Origin of the sequence: Xanthomonas sacchari, from assembly GCF_024266585.1 — a bacterium.
Taxonomy (GTDB): domain Bacteria; phylum Pseudomonadota; class Gammaproteobacteria; order Xanthomonadales; family Xanthomonadaceae; genus Xanthomonas_A; species Xanthomonas_A sacchari_C.
In genome coordinates, this window is sequence record NZ_CP100647.1 from 1,677,726 (window position 1) to 1,696,270 (window position 18,545).

At 70.8% G+C, this 18,545-nt stretch carries 16 protein-coding genes and 1 pseudogene; 12 read left to right on the forward strand and 5 right to left on the reverse strand.

The features are described from left to right. Positions 1-42: 42 nt before the first annotated feature. A complete protein-coding gene (gene ampR, locus NKJ47_RS06800; RefSeq protein WP_254460735.1) occupies positions 43-921 on the reverse strand; it encodes a LysR family transcriptional regulator AmpR in 879 nt (292 codons plus the stop codon). 98 nt (positions 922-1,019) lie between these two features. Here ampR and bla point away from each other — a divergent pair, with 98 nt between their 5' ends. Then, on the forward strand, positions 1,020-1,928 hold the full coding sequence (gene bla, locus NKJ47_RS06805) for a class A beta-lactamase (RefSeq protein ID WP_254460736.1): 909 nt from the start codon (positions 1,020-1,022) through the stop codon (positions 1,926-1,928). Between the two features lie 314 nt (positions 1,929-2,242). Next, positions 2,243-3,166: an alpha/beta hydrolase gene (locus NKJ47_RS06810; RefSeq protein ID WP_254461361.1), complete on the forward strand. Its 924-nt coding sequence runs from the start codon at positions 2,243-2,245 to the stop codon at positions 3,164-3,166. A 122-nt stretch (positions 3,167-3,288) separates the two neighbouring features. Here the strand turns inward: NKJ47_RS06810 and NKJ47_RS06815 are convergent. Together NKJ47_RS06815 and NKJ47_RS06820 are read right to left on the reverse strand one after the other, a co-directional pair. Then, positions 3,289-5,443, reverse strand: a pseudogene (locus tag NKJ47_RS06815) (phosphocholine-specific phospholipase C). Between the two features lie 70 nt (positions 5,444-5,513). Beyond that, positions 5,514-7,910: a TonB-dependent receptor gene (locus NKJ47_RS06820; protein ID WP_254460738.1), complete on the reverse strand. Its 2,397-nt coding sequence runs from the start codon at positions 7,908-7,910 to the stop codon at positions 5,514-5,516. Positions 7,911-8,343: 433 nt separating this feature from the next. Between NKJ47_RS06820 and NKJ47_RS06825 the strand changes: the two genes are divergently transcribed. After that, the gene (locus NKJ47_RS06825) at positions 8,344-9,618 is read left to right on the forward strand and encodes a cation:proton antiporter (protein ID WP_254460739.1); all 1,275 of its coding nucleotides are present in this window, start codon (positions 8,344-8,346) and stop codon (positions 9,616-9,618) included. 71 nt (positions 9,619-9,689) lie between these two features. Beyond that, positions 9,690-10,028 carry an FmdB family zinc ribbon protein gene (locus NKJ47_RS06830; protein WP_254460740.1) on the forward strand — a complete coding sequence of 113 codons (339 nt, stop codon included), beginning with the start codon at positions 9,690-9,692 and terminating at the stop codon, positions 10,026-10,028. Between the two features lie 192 nt (positions 10,029-10,220). Here NKJ47_RS06830 and NKJ47_RS06835 read toward each other — a convergent pair whose 3' ends face one another. Then, a complete protein-coding gene (locus tag NKJ47_RS06835) occupies positions 10,221-11,171 on the reverse strand; it encodes a DUF3011 domain-containing protein (RefSeq protein WP_254460741.1) in 951 nt (316 codons plus the stop codon). 157 nt (positions 11,172-11,328) lie between these two features. Between NKJ47_RS06835 and aspS the strand changes: the two genes are divergently transcribed. From aspS to NKJ47_RS06860, 5 genes are all read left to right on the forward strand, one after another. Continuing rightward, positions 11,329-13,080, forward strand: coding sequence for an aspartate--tRNA ligase (gene aspS / locus NKJ47_RS06840; protein ID WP_254460742.1), 1,752 nt, complete (start codon positions 11,329-11,331; stop codon positions 13,078-13,080). Between the two features lie 33 nt (positions 13,081-13,113). Further along, the gene (locus tag NKJ47_RS06845) at positions 13,114-13,416 is read left to right on the forward strand and encodes a DNA primase (RefSeq protein WP_254460743.1); all 303 of its coding nucleotides are present in this window, start codon (positions 13,114-13,116) and stop codon (positions 13,414-13,416) included. A 3-nt stretch (positions 13,417-13,419) separates the two neighbouring features. After that, on the forward strand, positions 13,420-13,938 hold the full coding sequence (locus NKJ47_RS06850; RefSeq protein ID WP_254460744.1) for a GNAT family N-acetyltransferase: 519 nt from the start codon (positions 13,420-13,422) through the stop codon (positions 13,936-13,938). Positions 13,939-14,177: 239 nt separating this feature from the next. Beyond that, on the forward strand, positions 14,178-14,489 hold the full coding sequence (locus NKJ47_RS06855) for an I78 family peptidase inhibitor (RefSeq protein WP_254460745.1): 312 nt from the start codon (positions 14,178-14,180) through the stop codon (positions 14,487-14,489). A gap of 7 nt (positions 14,490-14,496) precedes the next feature. Beyond that, on the forward strand, positions 14,497-15,123 hold the full coding sequence (locus tag NKJ47_RS06860) for an esterase/lipase family protein (protein ID WP_254460746.1): 627 nt from the start codon (positions 14,497-14,499) through the stop codon (positions 15,121-15,123). Positions 15,124-15,210: 87 nt separating this feature from the next. Here the strand turns inward: NKJ47_RS06860 and NKJ47_RS06865 are convergent, their stop codons facing one another. Next, complete coding sequence (locus NKJ47_RS06865; protein WP_254460747.1) at positions 15,211-16,113, reverse strand: hypothetical protein; 903 nt, start codon at positions 16,111-16,113, stop codon at positions 15,211-15,213. A gap of 284 nt (positions 16,114-16,397) precedes the next feature. On the opposite strand from NKJ47_RS06865, the gene NKJ47_RS06870 reads away from it, so the two are divergent. The 3 genes from NKJ47_RS06870 to ruvA all read left to right on the forward strand — a co-directional run bounded on the left by NKJ47_RS06870 (position 16,398) and on the right by ruvA (position 18,526). Beyond that, positions 16,398-17,132 carry a YebC/PmpR family DNA-binding transcriptional regulator gene (locus NKJ47_RS06870; protein ID WP_010344319.1) on the forward strand — a complete coding sequence of 245 codons (735 nt, stop codon included), beginning with the start codon at positions 16,398-16,400 and terminating at the stop codon, positions 17,130-17,132. A gap of 142 nt (positions 17,133-17,274) precedes the next feature. Further along, positions 17,275-17,817, forward strand: coding sequence for a crossover junction endodeoxyribonuclease RuvC (ruvC, locus tag NKJ47_RS06875; protein ID WP_254461362.1), 543 nt, complete (start codon positions 17,275-17,277; stop codon positions 17,815-17,817). Between the two features lie 124 nt (positions 17,818-17,941). Then, positions 17,942-18,526: a Holliday junction branch migration protein RuvA gene (gene ruvA, locus NKJ47_RS06880; protein WP_010344317.1), complete on the forward strand. Its 585-nt coding sequence runs from the start codon at positions 17,942-17,944 to the stop codon at positions 18,524-18,526. Positions 18,527-18,545 lie beyond the last annotated feature (19 nt).

The window sequence follows — 18,545 nt, forward strand, 5'->3', positions numbered from 1 at the left end:
GCGAATCCAAGGCCATTTGCCCGCATCCGCCGCCAGCCCGGCTCAGTCGGCCTGCGCCGCCTGTTCGGCCAGCAACCACTCGCGCAGGCGCCGGCCGGCGTTGCTTTCCGTGCGCGACCGCAGCCGGGTCAGCCAGTAGCGGCCCAGGTCGATGCGGGTCGGGAACGGGCACAGCAGGCGCCCGGCATCCAGGTCCTGGGCGAACAGGCGCAGCGGCAGCAGGGCCACGCCATGGCCGGCCGCGGCGATGCTGGCCAGGGTCAGCGAGGCGTCGCAGATCGGGCCGCCGGCCTGCACCTCCGGGGCACCGGCGGCCTGCAGCCAGCGCGGCCACTCGTCCAGGCGATAGGAGCGCAGCAGGGTGGTCCTGGCCAAGTGCGCCGGCGTGTGCAGCCGCGCTGCCAGTGCCGGCGCGCAGACCGGCGCGAACGGCGCGTCCAGGATCGGCGTGGCGGCCTGGCCCTGCCAGTCGCCATCGCCGAAGCGGATCGCCAGGTCCAGGCCTTCGCCGGCCAGGTCGACCCGGTTGTTGTGGGTGTACACGCGTAACTCGATGTCCGGATGCGCGGCATGGAAGGCGTCCAGCCGCGGCAGCAGCCAGCCCACCGCGAAGGTGCCGACCACGCCCACGCTCAGCGTCTCGCGGTAGCGGCCGCCGGCGAAGCGCTGCAGGGTCGCGGCGATGCGGTCGAAGGCCTCGGTCAGCACCGGATGCAGGCGCAGGCCCTCGTCGGTCAGGGCCACCCCGCGCGGCAGCCGCTGGAACAGGACCACGCCCAGGCGCGCCTCCAGTTGCTTGATCTGATGGCTCAGCGCGGCCTGGGTCACGCACAGCTCGGCGGCGGCACGGGTCAGGTTCTGATGCCGCGCCGCGGCCTCGAAGGCGCGCAGGGCGTTCAGCGGCAGGTGCGGACGGCTCATCGCCAGGCATCAATTCGGCTCATGGGTGCGATTGAATAACCTCGCTGGTGAGGGTGGGTCAATGCGGCCATCATCCTGGCTCCCGACGGAGGTGGACGATGCTGACGAGACGAGGGTTCCTGCAGGGTGTGGGCATGGGCGCGAGCCTGCTGGCGGTGGCTGCAGTGCAGGCGAAAACGGCACAGAATCGGGCGCCGACGCTGCAGCAGCGGCTGGCCGCGATCGAGCGCCGCAGTGGTGGCCGGCTCGGCGTGAGCCTGCTCGACGGCAGTGGCGCCTCGCTCGGCGGGCAGCGCCAGGACGAGCGCTTCCCGCTGTGCAGCACCTTCAAATTTCTATTGGCGGGGGCGGTGCTGCAGCGGGTCGACCGCGGCGAACTGGACCTGGAGCGGCGCCTGCCGGTGCGCAAGGCGGATCTGCTGGGGAATGCGCCGGTGTCCGAGCGCCATGTGGGCGGCACGCTCAGCGTGGCCGAGCTGTGCCGTGCGGCGATGATCTACAGCGACAACACCGCGGCGAACCTGTTGCTGCCGCTGGTCGGCGACCCGCCCGGCGTGACCCGCTTCCTGCGTGCGTTGGGCGATACGCAGACCCAATTGGACCGCAACGAGCCGGGCATGAACGACTTTGTCCCCGGCGATCCGCGCGACACCACCACGCCCGCGGCGATGGCGGCGACGATGCGCACCCTGCTGCTGGGCGAGGCGCTGCAACCCGCCTCGCGGCAGCGTCTGATGGACTGGATGCGCGACAACCGCACCGGCAACGACTGCTTGCGCGCCGGCTTGCCGGCGGGCTGGCGGATCGGCGACAAGACCGGCAGCAACGGCACCGATACCCGCAACGACATCGCCATCGTGTGGGCGCCGGGGCGGCCCACGCCGCTGCTGCTCACCGCATATCTCAACGGCGCGAGCGTCGACAGCGCCGCGCGCGATGCGGCGCTGAAGGCGGTGGCGCAGGCGGTAGTGGCCTCGCTGCCGGCGCAGCCGCCACGCACCGCCTAGTCTGCCTTGTGCGCGCTATGGCACCTGCGTTCGCCGCAATCGCACCGGATGCAGGTCGCTCTCCTGCAGGAGCGGCTTCAGCCGCGACGGACGTGATCGAAAACGCCCGTCGCGGCTGATCCAAAAAAATAAGGGGGCGTTCCTGCGACACGCCGCTGGCGATCATCGGCGTCGCCATAGTGCCGATGCCGCGTGCGATCGCCTGCGTTGTACCCAACGGCCACAGCCGCCGCGGCCGTGCTACCTGATCGTGCGGTCCCTTCCATTCCCCATCCTGTTCGGAGCGTCCCATGCGTCGATTCGTATGCTGTTCGTTGGCCATCGCCCTCGGTCTGTTGTCCCACGCCGCGCAGGCGCGGGTTTGGGAACCCACGCCGGGCCATGTGCAGGTGCCGATCTGGCCCGGCGCGGTGCCGAATGCGTTGCCGCACCCGAAACCGGAATCGGCCGGCCCCGGGGCCAGGATCGACAACGTCAGCCGGCCGACCATGACCGTGTACCCGGCGCAGGGCCACAACACCGGCGCCGCGGTGGTGGTGTTTCCCGGCGGCGGCTACCAGATGTTGGCGATGGACCTTGAGGGCACGGAGATCTGCGACTGGCTGACCGCGCGCGGCATCACCTGCGTGCTGCTGAAGTACCGCGTGCCGAACTCCGGGCCGACCTGGGTCGACGACCGTCGCTACTACCCGAAGGTGCAGACCGCACTGCAGGACGCGCAGCGCACGCTGGGCCTGGTGCGCCAACAGGCCGCCACCTGGGGCGTGGACCCGCACAAGATCGGAGTGATGGGGTTTTCCGCCGGCGGGCACCTGGTGGCCGCGGCCAGCACGCACTTCGCCGAGCGCACCTATCCGTTGGTGGATGCCGCCGATCATGTGAGTTGCCGCCCGGACTTCGCCATCGCCGTGTATCCGGGCCATCTGTGGGTGCACGAGGACGAGGACGCCGACACCCGCGATTTCACCGATCTGGCATTGCGTCCGGACATCCGCGTCGCCGCCGACACCCCCCCGACCTTCCTGCTGCAGGCCCAGGACGACTACGTGGACGGCATCTCGCAGGTGCTGGCGTACTTCGTCGCGCTCAACCACGCCGACGTGCCGACGGAAATGCATATTTACGCCAAGGGCGGCCATGCCTTCGGCCTGCGCGCCAAGAACCTGCCGATCGCGCAGTGGCCGCAGCTGGTGGAGACCTGGCTGCATACGATCGGGGTGCTTGAGAGCCGGGAGTAGGGAGTCGGGATTGGGGATGCGTAACAGCCGGGATCGGGGATCGGGGATTGGCAAACGCGTGTCAGCGCGCGGATTGCGCTTTCACGAATCCCAAAATCCCAAATCCCAAATCCCGGACGTTGTCACGACTCCCCACTCCCGCCCGCCTCCGGCGGGCTCCTGGTACAGCCGCGCCGGCCCGCCCATCGCCGGATCGCTGATGCCGGGCGTGCCGGTCTCCACGCGGCCGGCCAGGCGCTGGCGTGCGCCGTCCTGGACCAGCCACAGGTCGTACCAGCCGCCGCTCGGTTTGGCGCTCCAGCGGACGCGGTGCTCGCCGCCGGGCGCCAGCGTGACCCGCTGGTGGGGTTGCGCCTGCGCGTAGGCGGCCGGCTCCAGGGCCACGCCGAGCGGCGCGGTCCCGGGATTGCGCAGGACCAGGCACAGCGCCTGCGCATCGTCCGGGTCCTGGGCGATCTCCGCCTGCAGCAGCGGAGCGGCGAGGTCGCCGCGGTAATGGCGATGGAAGCCGTTGGGACCGAGCAGCCACAGGTCGTAGCGGCCGTCGTAGGTGGTCCAGGTGCCGTCCAGGGTCGCGCCGCTGCCGACCGTGTAGCGGCGCGGGATCGCGGCCAGGTCGTAGCGGTCGTAGACGTGCAGCACCGCCGCCGCACCGGTGTTGGCCATGCGCAACCGCACCTCGCCGCGTGCCTGCACGAACTGCAGCTGCACCGTCGGCCGATACGGCAGGGCGCGCGCGCGGCGCACGCCGAACGCCTGCCGCGGCGCCTGCAGTTGCGTCGGCAGCGGCGGCAGCGCGTGCTCGCGCAAGGCGGCGGCGCGCGCTGCTGCCTCGCGCACGTCGGGCAGGTCGGCGACGAACGGGCGGGTATCGGCCTGGCGGAAATCGAAGGCGTCGACCAGGTCGCCGCAGACCGCGCGGCGCCAGGCGCTCACGCCGCTGGCGGCGACGCCGAAGCGGCGCTCCAGCAGGCGCAGCACCGAGGTGTGGTCGTAGACCTGCGAATCCACCCAGCCGCCGCGGCTCCACGGCGAGATCACGTACAGCGGCACGCGCGGGCCGAGGCCGTAGGGGCGCCCGCGCAGCGCGGGTGGATCGGCCTTGGCATCGCCCGGCGCTGGGTGCAGGTGGTATTCGCCGGCGGTGTCGATGCTGGAGGCGCCGGCCCAGCCGCCGGCTGCGGCCGGGTCGGGCGAGGGCGGCGCCGGCGGCGGCACGTGGTCGAAGAAACCGTCGTTCTCGTCGAACATCAGCAGCAGCGCGGTACGCGCCCACACCTTGGGGTCGGCGGTGAGCGCGTCGAGCACGCGCGCGGTGTAGGCCGCGCCCTGCGCCGGGCTGGACGGGTCCGGATGCTCGCTGCCGGCGGCATCGGCGATGATGAAGCTCACCGACGGCAGCCGCGCCGCCAGCACGTCCTCGCGCAACTGCGCCAGGCTGCGGCTGGAGACGCCGCGTGCGCGCAACTGCGGATCGTGCCCGGGCGCGCCGCGCCAGGCCGCGCGGAACGGCGCGAAGCCGGCCAGCGGGTTGTCGGTGAAGTTGTCGGCCATGTCCTGGTAGATCTGCCAGGACACGCCGGCCTGCTGCAGCGCCTCGACGTAGCTGGGCCAGCGGTAGTCGTCCGGATCGCCGCCCAGTTCCGGGAAGTTGTCGTGCGAGTTGGCGATCGCCGGGCCGCCGGCACGCGCGTGCGGATCGTTCTGCCCGGTCCACAGGAAGATCCGGTTCGGGTTGGTGCCGGCCTGGATCGCGCAGTGGTACGCGTCGCACACGGTGAATATCTCGGCCAGGGCGAACTGGAACGGCAGGTCGTCGCGTTCGTAGTGGGCCAGGGCGTGGTCGCGCTTGGCCGCCGGCCACTGGCCCATGCGGCCGTGGTCCCAGGCCTGTTGCGCGTTCGGCCAGGTGTGCGGGGTGCCCTGCACGCGCATGGTGGCGAAGTCGCGCGCGGTGCGCAGCGGGAACGGCGCCAGCGGGCGGCTCCCGTCGGCGCTGGGCTGCAGCCAGACCGTGCGCGGCGCGGTGCCGGCCAGCGGTGGCGCCGGGATCGGGAAGCGGTCGCCGAAGCCGCGCACGCCGGCCAGGCTGCCGAAGTAATGGTCGAAGGCGCGGTTCTCCTGCATCAGGATCACCACGTGCTGCAGGTCGTCGAGGGTGCCGCGGCGCACGTCCGGGGCGATCGCGGCGGCGCGGGCGATGCTCGGCGGCAGCAGGCCGGCGGCGCTCGCGGTGAGGCCGGCGCGGAGCAGCCGGCGGCGGGTCTGGTCGGTCATGGTGGTCCGGGAAAACGCAACGCGGCGGCGGCCGGGATCGACCGCCGCCGCGAGACTGCCACGGCGCCGGTTACAGGTCGACCATGAAGGTCAGGCCGACGGTGCGCGGCGGCGCGATGAAGGCGCTGTCGCTGCCGTCCACGCCGTTGAGGTAGCGCTTGTCGGTGAGGTTGCTGATCACCAGGTCCAGCCTGGCCTGCTGCAACTGCGGGCTCAGCCCGCCCAGGGCGATGCCGAGATTGGCGTCGAAGGTGGTCACCGCCTCCAGCGCCGCGCTGTTGGCCGCGTCCAGGTAGCGCCGGCCGAGGTAGCGGCCGGACAGGCCGCCGTGCCAGCGCTGGCCCTGCCAGTCGGCCGACAGCACCAGGGTCTGGCGCGGCTGGCCGATCACCTGCGACCCCGGTGCGATCTCCAGCGCCTGGTCGCGCGCGGCGTTGCCGCTGCCCAGGTAGGTCGCCTTGTTGTAGGTGTAGGCGCCGTTGAGCCGCCAGCCGTTGTCCCAGGCGTAGCCCAGCGCCAGCTCCACGCCGCGCGCGTGCACGCCGCCGAAGTTCTCGTAGACGCCGTCGGTCTCGCCCAGGTAGTCGATGCCGGTGACGAAGTTGGCCGGCACGTAGACGATGCGGTTGTCGAAGCGGATGTCGTACAGGGTGATGCTGCCGGTCAGCGGCCAGCGGCTCATGCGCAGGCCCACCTCGATGTTGTCGGCGGTTTCCGGCTTGACCTTGCTCAGCACCAGCGGGTCGGTCTCGCCGAGCACGCCGGAGGGGATCGCGGCGAAGTTCTGCGAGAAGCCGGCAAAGGCTTCCACGCCCTTGATCGGCGTGGTCCAGGTCAGGCCGGCGGAGACCAGCGGATCGGAGTGCGAATCCGATTCGATATGCGCGGCGTCGCCGATGCGGCGGTCGCGGGTCTGGTCGACGAAGAACTGCTTGACGCCCACGCGCCAGGCGAAGTCGCCATAGCGCATCACGTCCTCGGCGTAGTACATCTGCTCGTCGGTGCGGTAGTCGTCCTTGAACTGCACCCAGTACGGCACGTGGTCGAAGGCGATATTGGTGCCGACATTGAGCAGGCGGTGCCAGTCGCGGGTGACGCTGCGGTCGTAGCGTTCCAGCCACAGGCCGCCGCGCACGGTGTTGTGCAGCCCGCCGAAATCCTGCGCCCACTCCACGTCGGCGGTGACGCCGCCGCGCTGGTTGTCGTAGTGGCTGTGGCGGTAGGACTGCACCGGCAGCGAGCCGGCCGGGTAGCAGGCCGGGTTGGACTCGGCCGGCAGGGTCGCGGTGTCGGCGCAGCCGGGCAGCATGCTCGCGGCAGCGCCGTTCGGGGTGACGAAGTAGAGCTTGCCCAGCGCGCTGCCGCCGTACACGGTATGGCCGCCGGTATATTCGGACTCGGGCTGGCCCGCGCCGTCGTCGGTGACGTCGACCAGGTAGGGCGGGATCCAGTCGCCACGGCCCTTCATGCGGTGCGCGTAGCCGGTCAGCGTGGCCTTGAAGCCGTTGCCGCCATCGAACAGGCCGCGCAGGTAGCCGAAGGTGTTCTTGCGCAGCGCGCGCGAGCCGGAGCGGTAGTTCTGGTCGTAGTAGGGGATGCCGGTGAGCGTGCCGGTGAGCAGGTCGTGGTCCGGATCGGTGGCGAACTGCGCCGGGGTGACGCTGCTGTATTCCGACTCGTTGGCATCGTCGTAGGACAGGTAGCCGCTGAGCGTCCACGCGCCGAGGTCGCTGACGAACTTGCCGGCCAGGTGGTCGCGGGTGGTGTGGCCGCTGCCGTCGATCCAGTCGTCGTTGCTGGCGTGCGAGCCGCTGACCCAGGCGCGGGTGCCGCCGAGGTCGCCGCTGTCGTAGCGCGCGTAGTACTTGCGCGCCTGGTTGTCGCCGATGCCGAACGCCATGCGCACGCGTTGCTGGTCCAGCGGTTCGCTGGTGAGGAAGTTGAGGGTGCCGCCCAGCGCTTCGTTGGAGCGCGAGGCGATGTCGGCGGTGCCCTGGCTGACCTCCACCGTTTCCAGGTCCAGCGTGTCGATGAAGCGGTTGGCCTTGGAGCCGCCGCCGTAGGCCGAGCCGCCGTTGGGCACGCCGTCGATGGTGGTGCCGATCTGCTGGTCGTCGCGGTTGGTGACGAAGCCGCGCATGCTGATCTGCGTGCCCCAGTCGGAGGAGCCGAACGCATCGGCCTCGGTGGCGATCACGCCGGGCAGCTCGTTGAGCGCGTCGTTGACGCTGCTCAGCGCGAACTGGCGGTCCAGCGCCTCCTTGCTGACGTTGATCTTGGCGTAGGTGGTGGCCTGGCCGAGCACCTGCACCTGGTCCAGGGTCGAGACCCGGTCGCCGTTGTCGGCCGGGGCGGTGCCGTCGGATCCGTCGCTGGCCTCGGCGGCGTGGGCGCAGGCGATGCTGGTGGCCAGCGCCAGGGCCAGCAGGGTTGGAGCGGGGGTGCGGAAATACGCCGAAACGGTCATCGGTTGCGTGGCTTGCGTGAGGGGCGCTCATGGTCCGATCGAGCGATTTCGAGCATGTGACCGGGATCTTGCGGATTCGTGCATCATGCGCAAATCGGCATGAATCGAGCCGGGGCGATGCCGCGAGCCACGCGCAGCGGCGACGGGTGGCGGGCGGACGAGGCGGAGGCACGGTGTTGGTGCGGCTGTCCGGGAGGGCGGTGGCGTGCGCGGCGTATGCGCCGTTGACGTCCGTGTCGGGCACGGATGCCTGCGTGCGCGGCGGACTCGTCGTCGGGAGGGAATGTCCTTGCGTGGGCGCGCAGACGCACGCAGACGCCGCGCGGGGCACGCGACCACAGCCGGCGCTTCGCCGTGATGGCGCACAACACGGGCAAACCGGCATCATCGCCGCTGCCGCCGCCGGCGGGCCCGCGATGGAACCTCCTGCCTGATGAGCCACGAACTGATCTACCTGCTGCTGATCTTCGCCCTGCTGGTGATCCCGCGCGCGCTGCAGCGCTTCAAGATGCCGGCGCCGCTGACCTGCCTGCTGTTCGGCATCGTCGCGATGCTGGCGATGGGGCCGCGTGCGCACGATCCGGTGGTGACCCTGCTGGCCACGCTCGGCATCTCCTCGCTGTTCCTGTTCGCCGGCCTGGAAGTGGACCCGAAGGCACTGCGTCGCGGGCTGTGGCCGCTGCTGCTGCACCTGGTGGTGCGCGGGGGCACCCTGTTCGGCGTCGGCTGGCTGGCCTGGCGCTACGCCGGGTTGTCGTGGCAGGCGGCCGGATTGCTGGCGCTGGCCCTGCTGACGCCTTCCACCGGGTTCATCATCGAGTCGCTGGGGCGGCTGGGGCTGGACGAGGAGGAGCGGTTCTGGGTCACCAGCAAGGCCATCGCCGGCGAACTGCTGGCGCTGGCGGCGCTGTTCGTGATCCTGCAGGCCGGCGATCCCTGGCAGATGGGGCTGTCCAGCCTGGCGCTGGTGGCGATGCTGGTCGGCCTGCCGCTGCTGTTCGTGGCCCTGGGGCGCTGGGTGGCGCCGCAGGCGCCGGGGTCGGAGTTCTCGCTGCTGGTGATGGTTGGCCTGATCGCCGCCTACATCACCTATGCGCTGGGCGTGTACTACCTGGTCGGTGCGTTCATCGCCGGGCTGGTGGCGCGGCTGCTGCGCCAGCGCATGCCGCTGCTGGCCTCCGACGAGAACCTGCAGGCGGTGCGCCTGTTCGCCTCGTTCTTCGTGCCGTTCTACTTCTTCAATGCCGGCACCAAGGTGCCCAGCGGCGCGCTGAGCCTGCAGGCGCTGGGTCTGGGCCTGGCCCTGACCGCCTGCGTGCTGCCGCTGCGCATCGGCATTCTGTGGCTGCAGCGGCGGGTGCTGTTCGGCGAGGGCGCGCGCAGCAGCCTGCGGGTGTCGCTGGCGCTGTCGCCGACGCTGATCTTCACCCTGGTCCTGGCCGGGATCCTGCGCGACCGTTTCGCCATCGCCGATGCGCTGTTCGGCGCGCTGCTGCTGTACGCGGCCCTGACCACGCTGCTGCCGGCGCTGCTGCTGCGCATGCCCTTCGACGTCAGTCCGCTGGAAGCGGCGCCGGCCGCGCCGGCGGAGGCCGCGGCCGCGCGGGGACCGGACGAGCCGGTAGCCGAGGCGCCGCTGGAGGACGCGCCGACGCCGCCCGCAGACGCGCCGGAGACCGCACCGCGCGCCCAGCCAGGGCCAGCATGAGCCGGGATGCTTGAAAGCCGGCGTGCGGCCCCCATACTGGCCGCCTCCGTTGCTTTCGCGTTTTTGCCGCCATGCCGATCTACGCTTTCCAATGTGCCGCGTGCGGTCACAGCTTCGACCGCCTGCAGAAACTGTCCGATCCGGATCCGGAGACCTGTCCGTCCTGCGCCGCGCCAGCGGTCAAACGCCAGCTCACCGCGCCGGCGTTCCGCCTGTCCGGCAGCGGCTGGTACGAGACCGATTTCAAGAAGGACGGCGACAAGAAGCGCAACCTCGCCGAGTCCGGTAGTTCGGGTGGCAGCAGCGAGGCCAAGCCCGCGGTCGCCCCTGCGTCCGACACCTCGGCCAAGCCGGCAGCCGCCGCCACCCCGGCGCCGGCACCCGCCGCCGCCAAGCCTGCGGCGACCTGAGCCCCTCGCTCTGCTCCACGTAGGAGCGGCTTCAGCCGCGACCGGGCGTTATCTGTAATGCCCGGTCGCGGCTGAAGCCGCGCCTACGCGTATCCAAATCCAGGAGCCTGGAACGCCGCGCAGGCCTCCAAATCCAGGGGCCTGGAAGGCCGGGCCGCGTGCAACACGCCGCGGCCCGACGTTCGCATTGGCTCAGCGCGCGCCGAAGCGCGCCCGGCAGCCGCCGTTGACCCACACCGTATTGCCTTCGTAGCCCCAGCTGCGGCCTTCCGCGCAGGTGGTGCCGGACAACTGCTCGATCAGCACCGGGCGGCCCTGGCGGCGGTCCCAGGCGCAGGTGCGCAGGCGCTTGTCGTCGCTGCTGCAGGTTACCGTGTAGCCGCTGTCCAGCGGCGGCCGGCCCGGTCCCCAGCCGCCGCCGCCGCGGCCCTCGGCAAACTCGCCGCGGCAGCCGTCGTCGACCCACACCGCGCCATCGCGTGAGCCCCAGGTACGGCCCTCGATGCAGCGGGTGTCCGACAGCTGCCGCACCAGCGTGGCGTTGCGCCAGCCGGTCGGGCACACGCGCTGGCGCTGGTCCTGGCTCTCGCAGCGCACGGTGCCGGCGGCGCCGCCACTGCCGCCGCCGCCCCAGTTGCCGCCCCAGCCGCCGCGACCTTCGACGAAGCGACCGCGGCAACCCTGGTCCACCCACACCACCCCGGGCGCCGAGCCCCAGGTGCGGCCTTCGATGCAGGGCGAATCGGAGAGGGTGCCGACCAGCCGGGCAGGCCCGCGGAACGGGGTTGCGCACTGCTGGCGCCGGCGATCGTTGCTGGAGCAGGCGACGGTGCGGCCGTCGAAGCCCGGTTCCTGCCGCCAGCCGCCGCCGCTGCCGCGCAGCGAGGTGGCGATGTCCTGCTGGATGTTGCCGAAGCCCCAGCCACGGTCGATCTGGTCCAGGTAGAACTCGAGCTGGTCGTCGGGAATCTGCCGGCCGCGCGACTGGTCGGCGTATTCGCGCTCGATCACCCGGACCCGGCCGGGGATCGACAGTTGCCGCAGGTCCTGCGGGGCGTAGGCGCGGGCGCTCTGGGCCGCGGCCGGGGCGCTGGCCAGGGCCAGCGCGGCGATCACCAGCCAGGTGCCAAGGGGCTTCAACATGGGTTCTCTCCTCCCCGTGAATGGTGCGCGGACTATAGCCGCAGGCCAACTTAAGCCAGGATGAGTCATGCGCGATTTGCCCGGGCCGACGCGCCGCCGCAGAATACCGGGCTTGCCGGCGCCTTCTGCGCCGGCCGCCCCCTGTTTGGAGCTAGCGATGCGTACCCACTTCTGCGGCCTGGTCGACGAGACCCTGATCGGCCAAACCGTCACCCTGGCCGGCTGGACCGACGTGGCCCGCAACCTCGGCGGCGTGTGCTTCATCGACTTGCGCGACCACGAAGGCATCGTGCAGGTGATGGTGGAGCCGGAGAACGCGGACGTGTTCAAGGTCGCCGCCAGCCTCGGCTACGAGGACGTGCTGCAGGTCGAGGGCGTGGTGCGCGCGCGGCATGCGGTCAACGACAAACTGCGCAGCGGCAAGGTCGAGGTGATCGCCACGTCCATCAGCGTGCTCAACAAGGCCGCGCCGCTGCCGTTCCATGCGCACGAGAACCCGGGCGAGGAGACCCGCCTGAAGTACCGGTATCTGGACCTGCGCCGCCCGGAGATGCAGCGCATGCAGCGCACCCGCATCAAGCTGGTGCAGGCGCTGCGCCGCTACCTGGACGAGCGCGGCTTCCAGGACATCGAGACGCCGATCCTGACCAAGGCCACCCCCGAAGGCGCGCGCGACTTCCTGGTGCCGGCGCGCATGCACCCGGGCGAGTTCTACGCGTTGCCGCAGTCGCCGCAGCTGTTCAAGCAGATCCTGATGGTGGCCGGCTTCGACCGCTACTACCAGATCGCGCGCTGCTTCCGCGACGAGGCCCTGCGCGCCGACCGCCAGCTCGAGTTCACCCAGCTGGACATGGAGTTCGCCTTCGTCCGCGAGCGCGACGTGCAGGACTTCGTCGAGGCGATGGTCCGCGCCATCTTCAAGGAAGTGGTCGACGTCGAGCTGGACGCCAGCTTCCCGCGCATGACCTGGGCCGAGGCCATGCGCCGCTACGGCTCGGACAAGCCGGACCTGCGCATCGCACTTGAGCTGACCGACGTGGCCGAACTGGTCAAGGACAGCGACTTCGCGGTGTTCAGCGCCGCCGCCGGCGACCCGGACGGCCGCGTCGCCGCGCTGCGCATTCCCGGCGGCGCCAGCCTCTCGCGCAAGCAGATCGACGAGTACGCCGCGCATGCCGCCAAGTACGGCGCCAAGGGCCTGGCCTACGTCAAGATCGCCGACAGCGGCGAGATCAGCTCGCCGATCCAGAAGTTCTTCGGCGAGGCCGCGTTCGCCGCGCTGCTCGCCCATGTCGGCGCCGGCAACGGCGACATCGTGTTCTTCGGCGCCGGCGCCTACGGCAAGGTCTCCGACTTCATGGGCGCGCTGCGCCTGAAGGCCGGCAAGGACTTCAACCTCATTGCCGATGGCTGGCGTCCGCTGTGGGTCACCGACTTCCCGATGTTCGAGTGGGACGAGGAGGCGCAGCGCTACGTCGCCCTGCATCACCCGTTCACCGCGCCGGCGGTGGACGACATCGCCGAGCTGCGCACGCACGCCAAGACCGCGGTGTCGCGCGGTTACGACATGGTGCTCAACGGCAACGAGATCGGTGGCGGTTCGATCCGCATCCACCGCCCGGACATGCAGAGCGCGGTGTTCGAGCTGCTCGGCATCGGCGCCGAGGAAGCGCGCGCCAAGTTCGGCTTCCTGCTCGATGCGCTGAACTACGGCGCGCCGCCGCACGGCGGCATCGCCTTCGGCATCGACCGCATCGCCGCGCTGATGGCCGGCACCGAGTCGATCCGCGACGTGATCCCGTTCCCCAAGACCACCGGCGCGCAGGACCTGATGACCGATGCGCCGTCGCCGATCGCCGACGCGCAGCTGGCGGAAGTGCACGTGCAGGTGCGCCCGCAGGCGCAGTGATCCCTTTCTTCCAACTGTAGCGCAGGCCAGTACATGAGCGAGACCGCATTCAACCTGGAGTGGGAAACCCTCGGCAACGAGGGCGCCGTGGAGACCATCGTCACCCAGCGCGCGCGCGTGTTCGGCGGCTGGCTGGTGCGCGCCGGCAGCGGCGCCAACGCGCCGCTGGCGTTCGTGCCGGATCCGGAAGGCCGTTGGGACGGCGAGGACTTCGGCGAGGACGATTACGAGTACGAGGAAGACGAAGAGGAAGAGGAAGAAGAGGACGAGGACGAGGACGAGGAAGAAGGCGACGACGAGGACGACGGCGCCGACGCTGCGCACCCGGTGCGCTGAGCCGTGCGCATCCGCCGTGCCACGCCGGACGATGCCGCGGCGGTGACCCGCATCGCCGCGGCCACCTTCTGCGAAACCTTCGGCCATCTGTATCCCGCGCAGGACCTGCAGGCCTTTCTCGACGAGGCCTATTCGCTGGAGCGCGCCCAGGTGGTGCTGGCGCATCCGGACTACGCGATCTGGCTGGTCGAGCACGACGGCGCCGTGGTCGGGCACGCCGCGGCCGGCCCTTGCGGCCTGCCGCATGCCGAGGTGCGTCCCGGCGACGGCGAACTGAAGCGGCTGTACCTGCTGCGCGCGCACCAGAACGGCGGTTGGGGCGGCCGTTTGTTCGACGCCGCCCTGGCCTGGCTGGAGCGCGATGGCCCGCGCACGCTGTGGATCGGCGTGTGGTCGGAGAACCTCGGCGCGCAGCGCTTCTACGCGCGTTACGGCTTCGAGAAGGTCGGTACCTACGAATTTCCGGTGGGGCAGGTGCGCGATCTCGAATTCATCCTGCGGCGTCCGCCGCGCGCGGCCTGACGCCCGCAGGGCATTTCGAATCAGCTGCTTCCGCGACACGCAAGCCGGATGCAGTGTGACTTGCAGGAGCGGCTTCAGCCGCGACGGGCTGTATCGGGAACGCGTCGTCGCGGCTGAAGCCGCTCCTACGTGACGTGTGCTGGCGTGATTAGGGGGGCGCTGCACGCGAGTGCCGCGTCGACACCGCGGCAACGGCGGCGCGCTAGAGTGCAGTCCTGTCCAGCTTCGAGGAGAGCGCCATGTTCCGACCGTGGATGGGAATCGCCGCCGTGGTGCCGCTGCTGGCCGCATGCGCGCCACCAGCCTCGTTGCAGCCGGCCAGCGCAGGGCCGAGCGTGCAGGGCGATGGCCGCTGCAATGTCGAGGCGGTGGCCTGGGCCGTAGGCCAGGAAGCCACCCAGGCGACCATGAGCCGGGTCTGGAAGGAGAGCGGGGCCGGCGTGGTGCGGCCGATCGCGCCGGGTCAGGCGGTGACCCGCGATCTGCGCCTGGACCGGCTCAACGTGTATCTGGATGGCAGCAATCGCATCCTCCGCACCACCTGCGGTTGAGCCTCACATGGCCGCCGCGCCGCAGGTGCTGTTGCTGCACGGCATCTGGAACGCGCGGCCGTGGCTGCTGCCGCTGGCATTGCGCCTGCGCCGCGATGGCTGGCGCGTCGCCAGCTTCGGCTATTCCACCGCTTTCGGCGGTGCCGAGGCCGCGCTGCCACGGCTGCACGCGCGCATCGAGCGTCTGGCTGCCGCCGGTCCGGTGGCGCTGGTCGGCCACAGCCTCGGCGGCCTGATCGCGTTGCAGGCCTTGCGCCAGGCGCCGTCGCTGCCGGTGACCCGGGTGGTCTGCCTGGGCAGTCCGTTGGCGGGCAGCGCCGTTGCGCGCGCCTTGGCGCAACGGCGGCTCGGACGGGCGCTGGGCCGCAGCGCGACGCTGCTGCAGCAGGGCGTGGCGCGTTGGGAAGGCGCGGCCGAGGTCGGCATGATCGCCGGCACGGTGGCGCGCGGGCTGGGCGCGCGCTTCGCGGCGCTGGGGCCGCAGTCCGACGGCAGCGTGGCCCTGGCCGAGACCCGCGTGCCCGGCCTGGGCGACCACTGCCAGGTGCGCGCCAGTCACAGCGGCCTGCTGTTCTCGGCGCAGGCCGCGCGGCAGACCGCCGCCTTCCTGCGCGACGGTCGGTTCGGCGTCTGAGCTCCACCGCCGGAACCGGGCATCCCGCGGTGCCGGCCGGCGCCGTATCGCGATCGCCTTGGCGCCGGCACCGGGCGGCGACGTCCCTCAGGGCGTCACGAAGGTCTTCAGCCAGTCCAGGGTGGGGTTGAGCGCCCAGGCGGCGGTGCCGCTGCGGTAGTTGCCGTCGACCAGAATGCCCGCGCACTGGGTGCCGGGGTAGCCGCCGAAGCCCATGAAGCAGTGGTCGGCGTAGAGGTCCTGCACCTCGCGGTCCTTGACGATGTACCAGCCGCTGCCGTTGCTGCGGAAGCACGACTGCTGCCCGTCGCAGCGCAGGCCGGTGACCAGTTGTGCCTGCGTGCGGGCGATGTTCTCGGTGCCGCCGACGAACATGTCGCGCTCGCCGTTGATGATGCGCAGGCGATCGGACGGCAGCGAGTGGTTGCCGTCGGCGATGCAGGACGCCAGGTTGTAGTAGGCGGTGTAGGTCGCGCCGGTGCCCTGGCCGAACGAGGCGGCGACCCGGGGATCGTAGTCGTGCGCCAGCACCGAGATGATCGAGCCCTGGCTGAGCCCGCCGGTCACCACGCCCTTGGAACAGTCGGCCTTGTCGCGGGCGCATAGTTGGGCGATGGCGCTGTTGAGATTCTGCGCATCGAAGATGGCCTTGGCACGGTTGCCGATGACGCCGCAGCTGCCGAAGCTGGTGTTGTCGTACTCCACCGAGGCCGCCACGAAGCCCTTGGCCGCCGCGGCATTCACTGCGGCCATCGCCCAGTTGCTCTGGTAGTTCTCGCCGGTCCCGCCGATATGCACGTAGACCGGGTACTTGCCCGTCGCGCGGGGTTCCTGGCCGCTGATCGAATAGGTGGTGTAGCCGGCGCTGTAGCGGCCCCTGAAGGCATCGGTCTGGGCGCTGGCCAGGCCCGGGGCGGCGAGGGCGAGCAGGCCCACGCAGCGCAGGGCCAGCGACAGGAAGGGGGCGGGTGCGGGGGTGGTGCGGGACATGGGGGGGTCTCCTTTTAGTGCGATGGAAGGCGGGCGCGACTGACGCGTTCAGCCTCCCGGTGGGGCATGACAGTTCTGGCAGCGATGCGGCGCGCATGGGTAGACAGTCCGCCAATGTTTGACTGGCAGCACGGGCTGGCGCGCGCCGGAGCGGGCGCCGCCCGGGGAACGGGCTGCATGCGCCGGTCGCACGCGCGGTCGGTCGTCGGCGCGGCTGGACCGCGGGATGTGCGCGGCATCAGGTAAAATCTGCGCCCTGTCCTTACAACTGTCCGGAACGCCCCATGGGTAGAGGCCCCTCGATCGAAGCCCGCAAGAACGCATCCGATGCGAAGCGCGGCAAGATTTTCACCAAGATCATCCGCGAGATCGGCGTCGCCGCGCGCGCCGGCGGCGGCGATCCGTCCAACAACCCGCGGCTGCGCGTGGCGATGGACAAGGGGCTGGCCTCGAACATGTCCAAGGACGTGATCGAGCGCGCGATCAAGAAGGCCACCGGCGAACTGGAAGGCGTGGAGTACGAGGAAGTGCGCTACGAGGGCTACGCCCCGGGCGGCGTGGCGGTGATCGTGGATTGCCTGACCGACAACCGCGTGCGCACCGTGGCCGACGTGCGCCATGCCTTCAGCAAGTGCGGCGGCAACATGGGCACCGATGGCTCGGTGGCCTTCATGTTCAAGCGCCTGGGCGTGCTCAGCTTCGCCGCCGGCGCCGACGAGGAGAAGATCACCGAAGCGGCGATCGAGGCCGGTGCCGACGACATCGTGGTCTACCCCGAGGACGGCGCGATCGACGTGCTGACCGCGCCTGAGGCGTTCCAGGCGGTCAAGGACGCCATGGACGCGGCCGGCCTGGCCGCCGACCACGCCGAAATCACTTTCCGCGCCGACAACGACATCGCCGTGGACGGCGACACCGCGGTGCAGGTACGCAAGCTGCTGGACATGCTGGAAGACCTGGACGACGTGCAGAACGTCTATTCCAACGTGGACCAGGCCGCGCTGAGTGACGGGGGCTGAAGCCATGACGACCGGGACCCGGGGCCCAAGACCCGGAACCCGGAGCGGCGCCGTGCCGGTGCCGGAGGCATTGCCGACATCAATGGCGGCAGCGAGCAGCGATGCTCGGGTGACCGGCGTTTTCCCGATTCCCGACTCCCGAATCCCCAATCCCGGCTCCACCACCACCCGCATCCTCGGCATCGACCCCGGCTCGCAACGCACCGGCGTCGGCATCATCGACGTGGACGCGGCCGGCCGTACCCGGCACGTGCACCACACGCCGCTGCTGCTGCTGGGCGAGGGCGACTTCGCGCTGCGGCTCAAGCGCCTGCTGCACGGGCTGGATGCGCTGATCGAGGAGTACCGGCCGCAGGAAGTGGCGATCGAGCGGGTGTTCATGGGCAAGAGCGCCGACGCGGCGCTGAAGCTGGGCCATGCCCGTGGCGCGGCGATCTGCGCGGCGGTGCTGCGCGATCTGCCGGTACACGAGTACGCGGCCAAGGAGATCAAGCTCGCCATCGTCGGCAAGGGCGCGGCGGAAAAGCAGCAGGTGCAACACATGGTTGGTCTCATGCTGAGCCTGACCGGCAAACTTCAGGCCGACGCCGCCGACGCGCTGGCGGTCGCCATCACCCATGCCCACGTGCGCGCCACCGCGCAGCGCCTGGGCGTCAGCACGCAGCAGGCGTGGAGCAGAAAATGAGAAAGGCTGGGAATCGGAAGTCGGGAATCGGGAATGGGAACAGCGGAAGCGATGAAGCGGGCGTCCGCTTTGCCCATTCCCCATTCCCGTTTCCCCATTCCCGGCGCCTCCAGGGAGGCGCCCAATGATCGGCCGTCTGCGCGGCATCCTGGCCTACAAGCAGCCGCCGTGGCTGGTGATCGACGTGGGCGGGGTGGGGTACGAGCTGGAGGCGCCGATGAGCACCTTCTACGACCTGCCCGATGTCGGGCGTGACGTGATCCTGTTCACCCACTATGCGCAGAAGGAGGACAGCGTGTCGCTGTACGGCTTCCTGCGCGAGGGCGAGCGGCGCCTGTTCCGCGACGTGCAGCGGGTCAGCGGGATCGGCGCGAAGATCGCGCTGGCGGTGCTGTCCGGGGTCAGCGTCGACGAGTTCGCGCGGCTGATCACCGCCGCCGACGTCACCGCGCTGACCCGCATTCCCGGCATCGGCAAGAAGACCGCCGAGCGCATGGTGGTGGAGTTGCGCGACCGCGCGGCCGACTTCAGCGGCGGCGCGCCGGTCACCGGGCAACTGGGCACCGACGCGGTGTCCGAGGCCACGGTGGCCCTGCAGCAGCTCGGCTACAAGCCCGCCGAGGCGGCGAAGATGGCGCGCGACGCCGCCGCCGACGGCGACGAGGTCGCCACGGTGATCCGCAAGGCCCTGCAGGCGGCGCTGCGCTGACCGGTCGGTTGGCCCAACT